We start from the raw sequence: 16,923 nt of genomic DNA, 5'->3' as shown, positions 1-16,923 counted from the left end.
GCGTCGGCGCGGGTGCTGTAACGGCGGAGGCGGCCTTAGAAACACGGGCGGAATGAAGGGCGGGCTCTGCTTTCCAGGGATTCGGCTTCATTCTGCTCGTGTTTCTGATGATTACCAGATGGAAGTGCGTTAGGCTGTGCCCAACACACCCTTCGCAATGTCTGTAGGTGTCGGGCACGGCCCGACTTACGAATGCGGTTTTGTTTCCAAACCCTAACTCTGCCGGGCGAGTTGTGGTAACCCGGGAAGTGCGTGCCGGGGCTGAAGTAGAACCGCGCACCAGCGCAACAAAATACGGAGGAACCGAATACCCAGGCGACGGTCGATTACAAGTGCTTTCGCCCCAATGATCAATCGCAGGAGGAGTGAGATGCTCGCAGTCAGGAGGCAAGTGGTGGCCATTTACGTGGACAAGGCGAGCCAACAGTGGGTGGTCCGCGACGCCGAAGGGAACTTCTGGATCTTGCCATCTACGGACAACCCGTGGAGCGACCGCCAATCGTTTACCCCCAACGACGAGGCGGAACTGGAATCCGTTCCGGGTCATTACAGATACATGCTCTGCTTACCACCATAATTAACCGAGTGCTCTCATGAACGCCGAACAAGCCCGACTCCGAGACGCAGGCGCACCTTCGACGCCCTGGCGGAAGTGGGGACCGTACCTCAGCGAGCGACAGTGGGGCACGGTCCGCGAGGACTACAGCGAGGGCGGAAACGCCTGGGACTACTTCAGCCACGACCAGGCCCGCTCGCGCGCGTACCGCTGGGGCGAGGACGGTCTGGCCGGTGTCTCCGACGACAAGCAGCACCTCTGCTTCGCGCTCGCGCTCTGGAACGGGAAGGATGCCATCCTCAAGGAGCGGCTGTTCGGGCTGACCAACGCGGAGGGGAACCACGGCGAGGACGTCAAGGAGTACTACTTCTACCTCGACAGCACGCCCACGCACTCGTACATGAAGTACCTCTACAAGTACCCCCAGGGCGCGTTCCCCTACGACGACCTCGTTCAGACGAGCCGCGCGCGCGGCCGCACCGAGTTGGAGTACGAGCTGATCGACACCGGGGCGTTCGATCAGGACCGCTACTTCGACGTGTTCGTCGAGTACGCCAAAGCGTCCCCCGAAGACCTCCTCGTTTGCGTCACGGTCCACAACCGCGGCCCGGAACCGGCCGACCTGCACGTGCTGCCGACGCTGTGGTTCCGCAACGAATGGGCCTGGCACGGCGCCACCGAGCGCCCGGCGCTCCAACAGGTCGGCGGCGCCCCGGCCCACGGGACCGTGAGGGCGGCGCACCCGGCGATCGGGGAACGGTACCTCTATGCCGAGGGCGACGCCCCGCTGTTGTTCACCGAGAACGAAACCAACACCCAGCGGATCTTCGGCGTCGCGAACCGCTCCCCGTTCGTCAAGGACGGTATCAACAACCACGTCGTCCACGGCCAGGCCGGGGTGGTCAATCCCGAGAAGACGGGGACCAAGGTCGTGGCCCACTACCACATCACCGTGAACCCGGGCGCGTCCGAGGTGATCCGGCTGCGGCTCTCGGACGTGGCGCCGGCGGCGCCGGCCCAACTCAACGGCACGAAGGGCGCGCCGTTCGGCGCCGCGTTCGACCTGGTGCTGGAAACCCGGCGCAAGGAGGCCGACGAGTTCTACGCGGGCGTGATCCCGGCCGCGGTCGGCCCCGACGGGTCCAACGTGATGCGGCAGGCGCTGGCGGGGATGCTCTGGAGCAAGCAGTTCTACCACTACGACGTGGACAAGTGGCTCGAGGAGCGCGGCAGCGACCCGTTCAGCCCGACCCGCAAGCAGGGCCCGCGGAACGACCACTGGCACCACATGTACAACGGTGACGTGATCTCGATGCCGGACAAGTGGGAGTACCCGTGGTACGCGGCGTGGGACCTCGCGTTCCACGTGCTCGCGCTGACGCTGGTCGATCCGGAGTTCGCCAAGCAGCAACTCAAGCTGATGCTCCGCGAGCGGTACATGCACCCCAACGGCCAGATCCCGGCCTACGAGTGGAACTTCGGCGACGTCAACCCGCCCGTTCACGCCTGGGCCACCATCTTCACATACAGCCTGGAGAAGGTGAAGACCGGCGAGGGCGACAAGGAGTGGCTCAAGACCAGTTTCCAGAAGCTGCTCCTGAACTTCACGTGGTGGGTGAACCGGAAGGACCGGACCGGGCGGAACGTCTTCGAGGGCGGGTTCCTGGGGCTGGACAACATCGGCGTGTTCGACCGCAGCTCGCCGCTGCCGACCGGCGGGTACCTGGAACAGGCCGACGGCACCGCGTGGATGGCGCTGTTCAGTCAGAACATGCTGGAGATCGCGGCGGAACTGGCGATGAGCGACCCGGACTACGCGGACATGGCGGTGAAGTTCACCGAGCACTTCATGTGGATCGCCTCGTCCATGACGCACCTGGGCGGCGAGACGGGCATGTGGGACGAGGGGGACGGCTTCTTCTACGACGTGTTGCGCACGCCCGACGGCCGCGCCGAGCGGCTCAAGGTGCGGTCGATGGTCGGCCTGCTGCCCCTGTGCGCGGTCACGGTGTTCGACGGCAAGGTGATAGCGAAGTTTCCGGAAATCGCGGAGCGGCTCAGGTGGTTCATCGAGAGCCGCCCGGAGGTCCGGGCGGCGATCCACGACCCGATGAAGCCGGGGGTGGCCGGGCGCCGGCTCGGGTCGATCCTCGACGAGACCAAGCTCCGTCGGGTGCTCGAGAAGATGCTCGACGAGAACGAGTTCTTGAGCGATTTCGGCATCCGCTCGCTCTCGAAATTCCACGAGAAGCACCCGTTCGTGATGCACGCGGGCGGGCAGGAGTACCGGGTGGGCTACCTACCGGCCGAGTCCGACACCGGAATGTTCGGTGGCAACTCGAACTGGCGCGGGCCGATCTGGATGCCGGTGAACGCCCTCATTATTCGCGCGCTCCTCCAGTACTACAGCTACTACGGCAACGACTTCACCGTCGAGTGCCCGACCGGGTCCGGGCGCCGGATGAACCTCTACCAGGTGGCCGAGGAGATCTCCCGCCGGCTGGCGAACCTCTTCCTGAAGGGCGCGGACGGGCGCCGCCCGGTGTACGGCGGGGCGGACAAATTCCAGACCGACCCCCACTGGCGCGATCACGTCCTCTTTTACGAGTACTTCCACGGCGACAACGGGGCCGGTCTGGGTGCGAGCCACCAGACCGGGTGGACCGGGATCGTCGCGCGCATCATGCACGTGTTCGCGACCACGTCCGCCGACCAGATGGCGAAACTGGGCAAACTCGCCGCGGGCACCGAGTTCCCGGTCGAGGCCCGGACCGAGGAGCGGCCCGCATCTTTCACCGCGTGAGGCCTTCGGCCTTTTGATACGGAGTGCGCAACATGAGCGTTTCGAGAGTCGGGGCGGCGCGGGCCGCGGTTCGCGGCGGGTTCGTCGCCGCTCTGCTCACCGTCGTCGGGTGCGGCGGCCCGGACAAGACCGGGAAGGCCGAGCTCCCTCACCCGATCGTGAGCACCGCCCCTCCGGTCGAGCGCACGGTCACGCGCTACGAGACGGCCACCGGCCGGGCGACGCCGCTCGAACAGGTGGAGATCCGCGCCCGGGTCAACGGGTACCTGAAGGCGATTCGCTTCCAGCCGGGCCGGGAGGTCGAGAAGGGCCAGCTCCTGTTCGAGATCGACTCCGAGCCGTACAAGGCCGATCTCGCACGGGCGAACGCGACCCTCGCGACGGCCGTAGCGGACCTGGCAACGTCCGACGCCGACCAACAGAAATCCGAGAGCCGGGTCGCCACCACCAAAATCGAGTACGACCGGCAGGAGGCCCTGTTCAAGCAGGGCGTGGGCGAGCAACAGACCCGGAACATCGCCAAGGGGTCTTACGACGAGGCCTCGGCCGCGCTCCGGTCCGCGCAAGCCAAGGTCAAAGTCAGTAAGGCCAAGATCGACGAGGGCAAGGCGAACGTGCAGTCCGCCGACCTGAACCTCGGGTACTGCACCATCACCGCGCCCATAACGGGCATCGTGGGGGACAAACTGGTTACCGAGGGGAACCTGGTAACCGGGGGCGTGGGCAACACGACGCTGCTCACCACCGTCGTCGCGGTGGAGAAAATGGACGTGGCGTTCGACGTGGACGAGAACACGCTCCAGCGCATCCAGCAGGCCGTCCGGGACGGAAAGGTCAAGAGCGCCGATCCCGGGGAGATCCCCGCGGAAGCGGGGCTGGCGCTGCACGGAACGGCGTACCCACTGAAGGGGAAAATCAGCTTCGCGGACAACCAGTTCAACCCCAAGACGGGCACGGTTCGGATGAAGGCCCGGTTCGACAACCCGAAGCCGCCCGTCGGCCAGCGGTTGCTCGCCGCGGGCATGTACGCCCGAATCCGCGTCCCGATCGGCGAACCGGTCAATGCAATGCTCGTCCCCGAGTCCGCGTTCGGCTCGGACCAGGGGACCAAGTTCCTGTACCTCGTCGGTCCCGAGAACAAGGCGGTCCGCGCGAAGGTGGTGCTCGGCGTGCAGGAGGGCGAGGAGCGCGTCGTCGAAAGCATCGACGTCCCCGGCGAGGGCAAACCGCGCCCCCTCGCCACGAGTGACCAAGTGATCGTTTCCGGGCTCCAGCGGCTCCGACCGGGCATGACCGTCGAGCCGAAGCCGGCCAAGAAGTAACACCAAAGCGCGTGGTCCGTCTGTTTTCTGTAGCCGGCCTCTGTCGAAGCCGAGGTGTGCCGGGTCCGTGGTTCACCAGCTTCTATCAACGAATTGCAAACGTGAGGGACGCCAGCGTTTTTGTTTGTGCCCTCTCCCCTTGCGGGAGAGGGTGGTGAGGCTTTGCGAACCGGGTGAGGGGTGGCCACCCCATACGGGAAGTAACCCCTCACCCCGCCGCGAAGCGCGGCGACCCTCTCCCGCAAGGGGAGAGGGCACAAACAAAAGCAGAATCGTTGCACACGCTTGCAATCTGTTGACTGAGACCGACTACAGAAGGCGAGTACCGCACGCCGCCGAGTCACCCAACCGCGAGGGCGCACCGTGTCCGGGCTTTCCAAGTTCTTCATCGACCGACCCATTTTTGCCGCGGTGATCTCGATCGTGATCGTGATCGCGGGCCTGGTGTCCGTGCGCAGCCTCCCGATCGCCCAGTACCCGGAGATCGCCCCGCCGACCGTCGAGGTCCGGTGTACGTACACCGGCGCGAGCGCGACCATTGTGGCCGAGACGGTTGCGGCCCCGGTGGAACAGCAGGTCGTCGGCGTCGAGCGGATGCTGTACATGTCGTCGCAGTGTACCAACGACGGTACTTACGTCCTCACGGTCACCTTCGAGGTCGGGACCAATCTGGATGACGCCCAGGTGCAGGTCCAGAACCGCGTCAACCTCGCGCTCCCGACGCTCCCGGAGGAAGTCAAACAGACCGGCGTGAGCGTCAAGAAGAAGTCGCCCAACATCCTGCTCGTGGTGAACCTGACGTCCCCGGACAAGTCCCGCGACCTGCTCTACCTGAGCAACTACGCGACGATCAACATCGTGGACGAACTGAAGCAGGTCGAGGGGGTCGGCGACGTGACCATGTTCGGGCAGCTCGACTACAGCATGCGCGTCTGGCTCGACCCGGCGAAGGTGGCGTCCCGGAACCTGACCGCGCCGGACATCATCAACGCCCTGAAAACGCAGAACGTGCAGGTCGCCGCCGGGAGCCTCGGGCGCCCGCCGGTCCCGACCGGGCAGGCGTTCCAGTACACGCTCAGCACCCAGGGGCGGTTGACCCGACCGGAGGAGTTCGGGGAGATCATCATCCGCACGGACCCGGACGGGGCGACGACGCGACTCAGGGACGTGATTTCCGACCGCCGAACGGTCACCGACGCGGCCGGGGCCAAGCGGAACCTCGGGGGGATCGAACTCGGGGCCAAGAGCGAGGACACCGGCTGCACCCTCGACGGCAAACCGTCGGTCGGCGTCCCCGTCTACCAGCTCCCCGGGTCCAACGCGATCGAGACCGCGGAGCGCATCAAAGCCCGCATGACGCAACTCAAGAACGACTTCCCGGCCGGGGTCGACTACGCCATCGTTTACGACACCACACCGTTCGTCGAGGAGTCGATCGCGGAAGTGTTCCACGCGCTGCGCGACGCGATCATCCTCGTGGCGATCGTGGTGCTCGTTTTCCTCCAGAGCTGGCGCGCGACGCTGATCCCGCTCATCGCGGTCCCGGTCGCGATCGTCGGCACGTTCGCGGTCATGGCGGGGATCGGGTTCAGCCTGAACAACCTGTCGCTCCTGGGGCTGGTGCTCGCGATCGGGATCGTGGTCGACGACGCGATCGTGGTGGTGGAGGCGGTCGAGCACAAGCTCGAACACGGTTACGCCCCAATTGATGCGGCGCGCCGCGCGATGGACGAGGTGGCGTCGCCGATCATGGCGATCTCGCTGGTGCTGATGGCCGTGTTCGTCCCGTGCGCGTTCATCAGCGGGATCACCGGGCAGTTCTTCAAACAGTTCGCGGTCACGATCGCGGTCTCCACGTTCTTCTCCGCGCTCAACTCGCTCACGCTCAGCCCGGCGCTGTGTGCGATTCTGCTCAAGCCGAAGGCCGAACAGACCGACCCGCTGACGCGGGGAATCAACCTCCTCCTGGGGTGGTTCTTCCGGCTGTTCAACTTCGGATTCGACCGCGGATCGGCCGGGTACGCCCGCAGTGTCGGTTGGTTACTGCGGGTGTCCGTGGTCGTGCTCGTCGTGTACGGCGGGCTCCTGTTCCTGACGTACAAGGGCTTCACGACGGTGCCGACCGGCTTCATCCCGACCCAGGACAAGGGCTACCTGGTCGTCAACGTCCAGCTCCCGGACGCAGCGTCCCTGGAGCGCACGGCGATCGTCACGTCCGAGATCGAGCGGATCGCCCGCGGGGACCAGGACGACAAGGAGAACTACCCGGGCGTACCGGGGGTGGCGCACACCATCACCATCCCGGGCACGTCGGTCATCCAGAACGCGAACGGGTCGAACTTCGCGACCCTGTTCGTCGTGCTCGACGAGTTCCACAACCGTCACAAACCCGAGCTGCGCGGGGACGCCATCGCGGGTAAGCTCCGGGCCGAGTTCTTCCGGCGGATCGAGAACGCCTCGGTCGCGGTGTTCCCGCCCCCACCCGTGGACGGGCTCGGGAGCGCGGGCGGGTTCAAGGTGATGATCCGCGACCGCGCCGCCCAGGGGCTCGATCCGCTCCAGGCCGCGACCGATACGGTGGCCGCGAAGGGGAACGAGACGCCGGGCCTGGTCGGGCTGTTCACGCCGTTCCGGTCGAACACGCCGCAACTGTTCGTGGACGTGGACCGCACCAAGTGCCTCTCAATGGGCGTTCCTCTCAACGACGTGTTCCTCACCCTTCAGGTGTATCTCGGCGGCTATTACACGAACGACTTCAACCAGTTCGGGCGCACCTGGCAGGTGAATCTTCAGGCCGACCCGGGTCAGCGCCTGACCCCCGACGACGTCAAACAACTCAAGGTGCGGAACACCAACGGGACGATGGTCCCGTTGGGGAGCGTGGCCGAGGTGCGGCCCGTCGGCGGCCCGGTCATGGTTACGCGCTACAACGGGGTAACCGCCGCGGCGATCAACGGGGCGTCGCTGCCCGGCGTCAGCTCCGGACAGGTCATCACGTCCATAGATCAAGTGGCCAACGACGCGCTCCCGCAAGGGATGAACTACCAGTGGACGGAGCTGACGTTGCTCCAGATCCGCGCCGGGAACACGGCCATTGTGGTGTTCGCGCTGGCCGTGGTGCTCGTGTACCTGCTGCTCGCGGCCCAGTACGAGAGCCTGCGGTTACCGCTGGCGGTGATTCTGGTCGTCCCGATGTGTTTGCTCTGTTCCGTCATCGGGGTCGCGATTGCGAAACTGGACATCAACATCTTCGTCCAGGTCGGGTTCGTGGTGCTGGTCGGGCTGGCCGCGAAAAACGCGATCCTCATCGTCGAGTTCGCCAAGGAAAAGCGCGCGGAGGGGAGCACCTCGCACGCCGCGGCGGTGGAAGCCTGCCGGTTGCGGTTGCGGCCGATTCTGATGACCAGTTTCGCGTTCATCCTCGGCGTGGTACCGCTCGTCCTCGCGGCCGGGGCCGGGGCCGAAATGCGGCGGGCACTGGGGATCTCGGTCTTCAGCGGCATGCTCGGGGTGACGCTGTTCGGCATCTTCCTCACGCCGGTCTTCTACCACGTGCAGGAGAAGTTCGGGTTGCTGTTTGGTACCCCGGTCGCACCGGGGGCGGAACCGAAAGAACGATCGGCCGCGCACCCGAACGGCGACGGAGTCGCGGCCGATTCGGTCGCGACCAGCGGACCGGCCCAAGCTCCCAAAACCTGATTCTTTTACAAGCCGGGGTACCATGACACCCGCACGGACCGGTCAACCGTTTCCGATCGGATCAACCGTCACGGACGGCGGGGCGAACTTCAGCCTGTTCTCCCGTACCGCGACCGGTGTGGAGCTGATGCTGTTCGACCGGCAGGACGACGCGCGACCCGCGCGCGCGATCGCCCTCGATCCGGTCGCGAACCGGACCTACCACTACTGGCACACGTTCGTGCCCGGAGTGAAGTCGGGGCAGCTCTATGCGTACCGCGTGCATGGCCCCCAAGACCCGGTTCGGGGGCTGCGCTTCGACCCCACAAAGGTGCTGATCGACCCCCACGCGCGCGGGATCGTGGTGCCCGATCGCTACACCCCCGGTGCGGCCCGCGCGCCCGGCGACAACGCCGCGACAGCGATGAAAAGCGTCGTCGTGGACAGTTCCGAGTACGACTGGGAGGGCGACACCCCGCTGCGCTTGCCTTCGGCGCGCACGATCATCTACGAGGCACACGTTCGCGGGTTCACGCGCCACGCCAACTCCGGCATCAAGGAGCAGGTCCGCGGCACTTATGCCGGGTTCGCGGAGAAGATCCCGTACCTGAAGGATCTCGGTGTCACCGCGGTCGAGCTACTGCCGGTCCACGCGTTCGACACGCAGGCGTGCCCGGCCGGGCTGGTCAACTACTGGGGCTACCAGACCGTTTCGTATTTTTCGCCCCACCCGCAGTACAGCTCGCGCCGCGATCCACTCGGCCCGGTGAACGAGTTCCGCGATCTGGTCAAGGCGCTCCACCGGGCGGGGATCGAAGTGATCCTTGACGTGGTGTTCAATCACACCGCCGAGGGGAACCACGACGGCCCGACCCTCTGTTACCGCGGAATCGACAACCCGACCTACTACATCCTCGAAGACGGCGGGGCGCGGTACGCGGACTATTCCGGTTGCGGCAATACGGTCAACGCGAACCACCCGGTCGTGCGGCGCATGATCGTGGACAGTTTGCGGTACTGGGTAACCGAGATGCACGTGGACGGGTTCCGGTTCGACCTGGCATCGATCCTGTCACGCGATTCCAACGGCCACCCGCTGCCGAACCCGCCGGTGTTGTGGGACATCGAATCGGACCCGGCACTAGCGGGGACCAAGCTCATCGCCGAGGCGTGGGACGCTGCGGGGCTGTACCAGGTCGGCAGCTTCGTCGGCGACTCGTGGAAGGAGTGGAACGGCCGGTTCCGGGACGACGCCCGCGACTTCTTCCGCGGCGAACCCGGGACGGCGGGGCGGTTCGCCGACCGGATGCTCGGGAGCCACGAGGTGTACGGGCACAAGGGTCGCGAGGCGGAACAGAGCATCAACTTCGCGACGTGTCACGACGGGTTCAGCCTGAACGACCTCGTCTCCTACAACCAGAAGCACAACGGGGCCAACGCGGAGGAGAACCGCGACGGCGCGAACGACAACCGGAGCTGGAATTGCGGGGCCGAGGGTCCGACCGACAATCCCGCGATCGAGGGGCTGCGGAACCGGCAGGTGAAAAACGTCCTCGCGGCCACAATGTTGTCGCTCGGGGTGCCGATGATCGTGATGGGCGACGAGGTTCGGCGCACCCAGGGCGGGAACAACAACTTCTACTGCCACGACAACGAGGCGAACTGGTTCGACTGGGCGCTGCTGGACACGCACGCGGACGTACATCGGTTCCTGAAATTGCTACTCGCCCGGCGCGGGCAGCGCGACGCGACGAACGAACAACAGCGCGTGAGCCTGACCCAACTGATCGCGCGGGCGACGAAGGCCTGGCACGGCGTGAACCTGAACCGGCCCGATTGGGGCGAAAATGCGCGGAGCATCGCGTTCAGTGCGGACCTCAAGAACGACAACCTGACGTTCTACCTGGTGCTCAATGCGTACTGGGAACCGTTGGAGTTCGAGCTACCCCCGGCCACGAGCGGACCGTGGTTGCGGTGGATCGACACCTCGCTCCCGTCTCCCGAGGACATCGTCGAATGGCGCGCGGCGCCGCCGGTGGCGGGCGGCACCTACCCCGTCGGCCCGCGGTCGGTCGTCATGCTCTACAGACACACGAAGTGAGGTCATTGTCAGGGATGGGCAACGGTGGGCCAAAGTTCGGGCGCATCCACAAGGCGCCCGGGAAGAAGGTCCTACCAGCCACTGCCAATTGCCTACAGACCGTGAGCGTATCTTCGTGGGTGTAAATGGATATATCTATTGTCGTCTGGTCAAGTTGATGTAAGTGGTAGCTGAGTGACACAAACGAGGTTATCGGCCCGTTTAAGCGCCGAATGGTATTGCCAAGAGAAGCGGCCTGCGTCGAGCGTGCCAGTCGCATGCGCTTTGAATCATGGGTTCGTAGGACGTCTACCGGGCCGCGTTTGCGTGATAGTTATTTCACTTAAGGAGTTGGGTCATGAGTCATCGCGTTGCGATTCTGTGTACCGTTCTAATCGTCGCCGTGTTCGCGCCCGCGCGCGCCGCCGACGGCGAAAAGGACGACAAGAAGACCGCACAAGGAACGTGGGCGTATGAGACCTTGGAGTGGAACGGGAAGAAAATCCCCTTCAACCAGATCAAAATGACCACCGTCACGTTCGACGGCGACAAGTTCGCCATCAAGATCGGCGATAAGGTGGTCTCGAGCGGAACCCACAAGTTCGATGCGACCAAGTCGCCGAGGACGTTCGACGGGACCGTCACCGAGGGCGAGGGGCGCGGGACCACCATGCTCGGGATCTACAAGTTCGACGGCGACACCCTCACCGGGTGCGTCAACCTGACGGGGCGCGAGCGCCCCACCGAATTTAAGACGGCCGAGAACTCGGAAACGGTCCTCGTCACCGCGAAGCGAATGAAGAAGTAAGCCGGTTCCGATTCCGGTGATCCGGTTGCGCTCCTTGTACCCATCCCTTGGCGCGTTGAAACGTTGCGAACGGTGCGGCGTAAGCTCGCAGGTAGTGGCTAATAACCACCGGCGGGCTTACGCCGCGCCGTTCGCTTGCACCCTCATTTCAACACAGCCCCCATCTCTTTCAACGCATCGCGTCTGTTCACCGCTGAGCAGGCGCGATGTGGCGACATGCTTGGCGCCGGGGAATCGGGTCGGGGCGGGTTCGGTTTCTTCGGTCCCCGTGTGGCTTTCCGATACCGGTCCAGGTCCGCACCCCGAGCCGGCCCCACGAACCACTCGGCCATCCGCCCGCCCGCCGATCTCCGCCCGCGCCTCGGCCGGGATCGCGATCCACAGCCCAGACACGCGCCCGACACCTCCCGCGCCACGTGGTAATACGAGACCCCGTGGTGGGCCGCCCGCAACGCCCCCTTATACTCCGGCGTACACGTTCCCGGCGCCCCCTCCGCGGTTCCGTCGCGATCCCTAGAATGCGCGGCGGCGGCCCGGCACTCCGTCCCCGTCGGACGGCTCTTCGGTTCGGGCGCCACACGAGGACCGTTCCATGAAGGTGCTTCTCACCGCGGTGCTGGCGCTGGGGCTGGCCGGGTTCGCAAAAGCCGAGGACAAGGCGGGTCCGGTCGGGACGTGGAAGTGTGAAACGGACATCATGGGCCAAAAGCGCGAGTCCACGCTCACCATCAAGAAGGACGGGGACAAGTTCGCCGGCACGGTGGTCGGGCCGGACAAGAAGGAGCTGAAGCTCGACGGCGTGAAGTTCAAGGACGGGGAACTCACGTTCTCCGTCGAGCGCGAGCGCGAGGGGACCAAGTTCACGGTCAAGTACAAGCTCAAGGTCGAGAAGGACGCCGTGAAGGGCAAGGCCGAGGCCGAGTTCGGGGGCGAGACCCGCTCGTTCGACGTCGAGGGCAAGCGCGAGAAGAAGGACAAGTAACACCGAGGTCCGCGGCGGGTTGTTCGTAGCCCGTCACCAACGCCACGAGCCGTCTCTTATAGGGGCGGCTCGTGGTCGCGCACCAAGCACTCCAAGAACTCCACCACTCCGCAGCCGAACCGAGCCCCCTATGCCGACCTACGCTTGCGACTTGCCCGCCGTCCTGGAAGCCGCGGAACGCATTAAAGGCATCGTTCACCGCACGCCGGTGCTGACGTGCGAGACGCTCGACCGGCTCGCGGGCCGGAAGCTGTTCTTCAAGTGCGAGAACTTACAGAAGATCGGCGCGTTCAAATACCGCGGCGCCACGAACGCCGTGCGCAAGCTCACCGACGCCGAAGCCGCGAAGGGGGTCGTCACGCACTCCAGTGGTAACCACGCCCAGGCCCTCGCGCTGGCCGCCCGCGAGCGCGGAATCCCCGCGTACATCGTCATGCCGAAGACCGCGCCCGCGGTGAAAAGGGCTGCCGTCGAAGGGTACGGCGGGCAAGTCACGCAGTGTGAACCGAACCTCGCCGACCGCGAGCGCGCGGCCAACGAACTGGTCGCAAAAACCGGCGCGACGCTGATTCCGCCGTTCGACCACGTGGACGTGATCGCCGGTCAGGGCACGACCGCACTCGAACTGCTCGAAGACGTACCCGAACTGGACGCGATCATCACGCCCGTGGGCGGAGGGGGACTGCTGGCCGGGTGCGCGATCGCCGCGCGCGGACGGAAGCCCGGCATCCGAGTCTTCGGCGCGGAACCACTCGGCGCCGACGACGCGGCGCGCTCGAAAGCCGCGGGCGAACAGATCCTGCAAACGGCGCCGAACACGATCGCGGACGGCCTGCTCACGAGCACCGGCCAGCTCACGTGGCCGATCATCCGCGACCAAGTGGACCGCATCTTCACCGTCACCGATGACGAAATCCGTGCCGCGATGCGCCTCGTCTGGGAGCGCATGAAGCTGATCGTGGAACCGAGCGGTGCGGTCGGCGCGGCGGTCGCGTTGAGCGACACGTTCAAGGCGCTTGGGGGCGCGGAAAAGATCGGCATCGTCTTCAGTGGCGGAAACGTGAGCCTCGACAAGCTGTGGTGGTAGTTAACCGCATACGCGATTCTCAGATCGAGTCGTCGTCCAATACATGAACGTACAGCGACCGCTCAAATCGTTTCCGACCCGAACGTTCGCTCGGCAAACCCGTGATCTCGGGAACGCGCATTAGCGTCGAGTTGGTCCTTGAGGGACTTGGATGCGGGCCATCGGTCGACGACCTGCTCCGGGGAGTACCCGCACCTCACGCGCGAACAAATTCTCGCAGCCGTTTCGTCCGGTCTCCCCTCGTTCTGATACTTCAATCCGTCATCCGCAGCTTCGCCTGACTCGGGTCGATGCTCACGAGGAGCGGGCGCGCGAAGTGCGGGAAGCTGACGACGGCCTGCCCCGGCGCGAGGTTCGGGAGCCGGTCCCATAACCCTTCGTCCACGCCGCCCACGGTGCGCTTCAGGAGCGTCACCACCTGCGGGTCTTGCAACTTGTGCAAGATGAACGAGTTGCACAGCCCGAGAACTTGCTTCGGGAGGTGACTCGGCAGTTGCGTCACGAAGCACAGCCCGAGCCAGCGCTTGCGCCCGCGCTTCGCGATCTTCGCCACCTGCTCGAATAGCACCGGCGTGCGTGCGATGCGTTCCTCGCTCAGAAACTCGTGTGCCTCCTCCACCACGATCAGCACCCGCGGCGGCTCGGCGGCGGTGTCGCCTTTCGCCTTGACCGACTCGTATGCGGAGTAACTGTCGTCTTGCACGTCCTGCACGCCGCGCAGGATGTCCGCGATCACCAGATTGTTCAGTTCGCTGAACCCGCTGTCGGACAAATCGATGACCGAGAGCGAACCGGGGCGGACCAAGTTCGTGTACGTCATCGGCGGTTTCCCGCCCTCGTTGTGGAAGACCTTCATGCGGTTGAGTCGGGCGAGCCGGCCCAACACCGCGCGCCACGAGATCGCGTTGCCCGGCGGGTTGGCCGCGTTCAGCCGCTTCGCGAGTTTCCCCTTTCCTTCCGAGTCGCGCAGCGCCGGCGTTTGCGGCTCGAACGCACTCGGTGCCGCCTCCTCTTCGTCGTCCGATCCCTTCCCCTTTCCGCGCCCCTCCTTCGGTCCCTTCTCCGAGCGCGCGAGGCACGCGCCCACCACGTCCATCAACAGCGACAGCATCATCCGCGGGTAGCCGCGCTCGAACTCGTCGTTCTCCAGGGCCATGCGCTGCTGTTCGCCACTGTCCCGTGTCGGAAATATGTTGAGATCGCGCATCATCTCCTTCGTGATGTCGAACGCCTTCAGGAACCGCTCCTGCTGCGCGTCGGAGAGGTCCAGGATTTCCATGACCGCGTAGGGCGAGAGCCGGGCGAATTGGAGCGAGAACTCCTTACGGTTCGGGTGGCCCGGGTTCGCGGTTCCGCGCCCGACGAGGTGGTACACGGTCATGTCCTTCACGGGCACGCCTTCCGGGGTCAGGTTCCGGGCGCGTAAGCCCTCCTGCATGCCCTTGTGGTCGGTCGGCTCGTGCATCGCCGTGTACTCGCCCTCCACGTCCAACAGGATCACCGCCATGCCCGCGGCGCGAGCGCGACTGACCAGACCCGATACAGTGGTCGATTTCCCGCCGCCGGTCGTGCCGAGAATGGCGGTGTGACGCGGGAACACGCTCTTGGCCTTCGCCGGCGCCCCGACCTCCACCTGCTCGTGCCCGACCGCCAGCCCGAGGCGCACGTCACCGCCACACTTCAGCACCTTCGCGGCTTCATCGTCCTTGAGCACGAAGACCGGGCTGTTTGGCAACGGGCGCAGGCGCGGGGGCGTGAGTTCGCCGCCCTTCACTTCCTCACCGAGAATCGTGACCTGCACGCGCCCGTGGAACGGCGGGAGGTAGTCGCCGCGGTGCGTCGCGACGGCTTTGAGAATGTCCGAATCGGCGCGCAGCCCGTCTGGTTCAGCGAACGGCCCGGCCGTCACCACGCCGAGGTACTTGCGCTTGTCGTTGCGGCTCTCGATGCGAACGAGCGATTGCGACGGCGCACGCTGAAGGTGTTCGCGGCCGAGGAGCACGGTTATGGTGAGATCATTACTGCCGGGCAGGTCGAACATCGTCACACCGACCGAATCCGCGTCGTCCGGGTTCGCGAGCTTCGGCCCGCCGGCTCGAGCGATGTCGTCGGCGAGTTGTTGTTGACGCGCGAGCGCGGAATCATCTTTGTGAGGTTCACCGTGAGCACCGCGCGCGATGTCATCTGCGAGTTGCTGTTGGCGCGCAAGGGCACCATTGGACTCGGGCATAATGAGCCTCTTGTTGTTGAGTGCCTGGCGATGCACGGCCCCGGCCTTGCGGCCGAATCCACCTTAATCCGGACGATTCTGGCGCTCACTGCCGTAGCGCAATCCCGCCCCGGCTCGGGCGTAAGCGGCCGTGGCGATGTCGCGCAGGCTCCCGCCACCGTACACCGATTGGCAGGTGCGGTCGGCCAAGTCGATGAGTGCCGGGAACCCGCGGTCAGCCATCAGCACACTGTCGGCGATTGCGATCTTCGCCGCGGTGTGGACGTGTTCGCGGTGCGCATAGAACATGTGTGGCGGGGCGAGCGGCGAAGCGCGGAAGACGCCCACGAGCACTTGTGGGGCGACTTCGTCCAGGAACCGTGACGCCCACAGTTCGGGCATCATCGGCTTGTCGTCCCAAGTGTCATCAACGGTCACGCGCCCGGAGAAATGGAGCCCACCGACGAACCGCTCGATCCGTTGCGCGAGAGTGCCGACGATAGCGTACTCACACGGGTGAAGGGCTTGGCCAATTGTGAGGTACAGGCGGTCGCTCGGTTCACTGGCGATAAACACGAACCGTTTGTGGTCCTCGATGAGCCTGCGGAGCAACCGCACCGAACGGATCATGACGTCCGGGTTCCCGGCCCCGCTGAGCAACTGGTACGGGGCCGGGCTGCCGTGGCCCATCTTCCATAGCGCCGTGGAGTGCTCGACCAACACGGCGACCTCGGCGTAGCTCATCACCGCCCGCTTCGCCAGCTCCGACAATCCGTCGCGGCGATCGGGTTGGTTCAGCCCGCCCCGCGTTGAACGCGCCTCCAGAAGTGCGACCGTTTCGGCCACAGGGTCGCCCCGCTCCTCGTGCAAATCGCGCCGGTACAACCGTTGGCTCCAGCTCCCCCGGTTACCCGCATACGACACTAGGCACACGCCGATCTGGTAAATGGTCAGTGCGAGCGAGTCGTGGACGTCGACAGTACCGTCACAGCAGTCGGTCCCACCGTTGAACAACAGCCCCTGGTGGACGTCCCGAATTTCATCCACAGAAACGGGCCACTTTCCGGCTTCTGGGGGCGCACCAGCAAAGCTATGGAGCTTATCCACGACGAGGTTGCGAACACGAGCTTCCAAAGCCGTTTCCGCTTTGACCGCGTTGGCGATCAGGTCAGCGACCCGCGCGTACTCGCGGCTCATATCCTCACCAACGTGCCACGTTGCCAAATTCAGCACATCGTCGATCGATTCGCGAAAACAACGCTGAAACGCATCGCTCGTCGCGCCGCTGGGGCGCGAAACTGGTAATTCGGCGCGGGGAGTAACATCGGACATAGGCGACCTCCGACCAACTGTTCCGCGAACCGGCGGATAGTTCGACGAAATTCTCCCAATTTTTCG

General features: G+C 65.2%; 11 protein-coding genes. 9 read left to right on the top strand and 2 right to left on the bottom strand.

The annotated features are described in order from the left end of the window. The first annotated feature begins 370 nt into the window (after window positions 1-370). From J8F10_RS17095 to J8F10_RS40845, 9 genes are all read left to right on the top strand, one after another. On the top strand, window positions 371-577 hold the full coding sequence (locus J8F10_RS17095) for a hypothetical protein (protein ID WP_210655624.1): 207 nt from the start codon (window positions 371-373) through the stop codon (window positions 575-577). A gap of 16 nt (window positions 578-593) precedes the next feature. Continuing rightward, complete coding sequence (locus J8F10_RS39010; RefSeq protein ID WP_246523413.1) at window positions 594-3,359, top strand: MGH1-like glycoside hydrolase domain-containing protein; 2,766 nt, start codon at window positions 594-596, stop codon at window positions 3,357-3,359. A 32-nt stretch (window positions 3,360-3,391) separates the two neighbouring features. Beyond that, the gene (locus J8F10_RS17085) at window positions 3,392-4,681 is read left to right on the top strand and encodes an efflux RND transporter periplasmic adaptor subunit (protein WP_210655622.1); all 1,290 of its coding nucleotides are present in this window, start codon (window positions 3,392-3,394) and stop codon (window positions 4,679-4,681) included. 363 nt (window positions 4,682-5,044) lie between these two features. Further along, window positions 5,045-8,380 carry an efflux RND transporter permease subunit gene (locus tag J8F10_RS17080; RefSeq protein ID WP_210655620.1) on the top strand — a complete coding sequence of 1,112 codons (3,336 nt, stop codon included), beginning with the start codon at window positions 5,045-5,047 and terminating at the stop codon, window positions 8,378-8,380. Window positions 8,381-8,402: 22 nt separating this feature from the next. After that, on the top strand, window positions 8,403-10,460 hold the full coding sequence (gene glgX, locus J8F10_RS17075) for a glycogen debranching protein GlgX (RefSeq protein ID WP_210655618.1): 2,058 nt from the start codon (window positions 8,403-8,405) through the stop codon (window positions 10,458-10,460). 337 nt (window positions 10,461-10,797) lie between these two features. Continuing rightward, complete coding sequence (locus J8F10_RS17070) at window positions 10,798-11,247, top strand: TIGR03067 domain-containing protein (protein WP_210655616.1); 450 nt, start codon at window positions 10,798-10,800, stop codon at window positions 11,245-11,247. A gap of 592 nt (window positions 11,248-11,839) precedes the next feature. Beyond that, window positions 11,840-12,229, top strand: coding sequence for a hypothetical protein (locus J8F10_RS17065; RefSeq protein WP_210655614.1), 390 nt, complete (start codon window positions 11,840-11,842; stop codon window positions 12,227-12,229). Between the two features lie 130 nt (window positions 12,230-12,359). Next, window positions 12,360-13,316, top strand: coding sequence for a pyridoxal-phosphate dependent enzyme (locus J8F10_RS17060; protein ID WP_210655612.1), 957 nt, complete (start codon window positions 12,360-12,362; stop codon window positions 13,314-13,316). Between the two features lie 101 nt (window positions 13,317-13,417). Then, window positions 13,418-13,597 (top strand): DUF433 domain-containing protein, encoded by a 180-nt coding sequence (locus J8F10_RS40845; protein WP_210655610.1) that lies wholly within the window; start codon window positions 13,418-13,420, stop codon window positions 13,595-13,597. Here J8F10_RS40845 and J8F10_RS17050 read toward each other — a convergent pair. Both J8F10_RS17050 and J8F10_RS17045 read right to left on the bottom strand, forming a co-directional pair. Beyond that, on the bottom strand, window positions 13,570-15,546 hold the full coding sequence (locus J8F10_RS17050; RefSeq protein WP_210655608.1) for an ATP-binding protein: 1,977 nt from the start codon (window positions 15,544-15,546) through the stop codon (window positions 13,570-13,572). The genes J8F10_RS40845 and J8F10_RS17050 overlap by 28 nt on opposite strands. Before the next feature lie 63 nt (window positions 15,547-15,609). After that, window positions 15,610-16,857: a hypothetical protein gene (locus J8F10_RS17045; RefSeq protein WP_210655606.1), complete on the bottom strand. Its 1,248-nt coding sequence runs from the start codon at window positions 16,855-16,857 to the stop codon at window positions 15,610-15,612. Between the last annotated feature and the right edge of the window lie 66 nt (window positions 16,858-16,923).

The organism is Gemmata palustris, assembly GCF_017939745.1.
Taxonomy (GTDB): Bacteria; Planctomycetota; Planctomycetia; order Gemmatales; family Gemmataceae; genus Gemmata; species Gemmata palustris.
The sequence above is the reverse complement of the archived record's forward strand: the minus strand, read 5'-3'. Positions and strand labels throughout refer to the sequence as shown.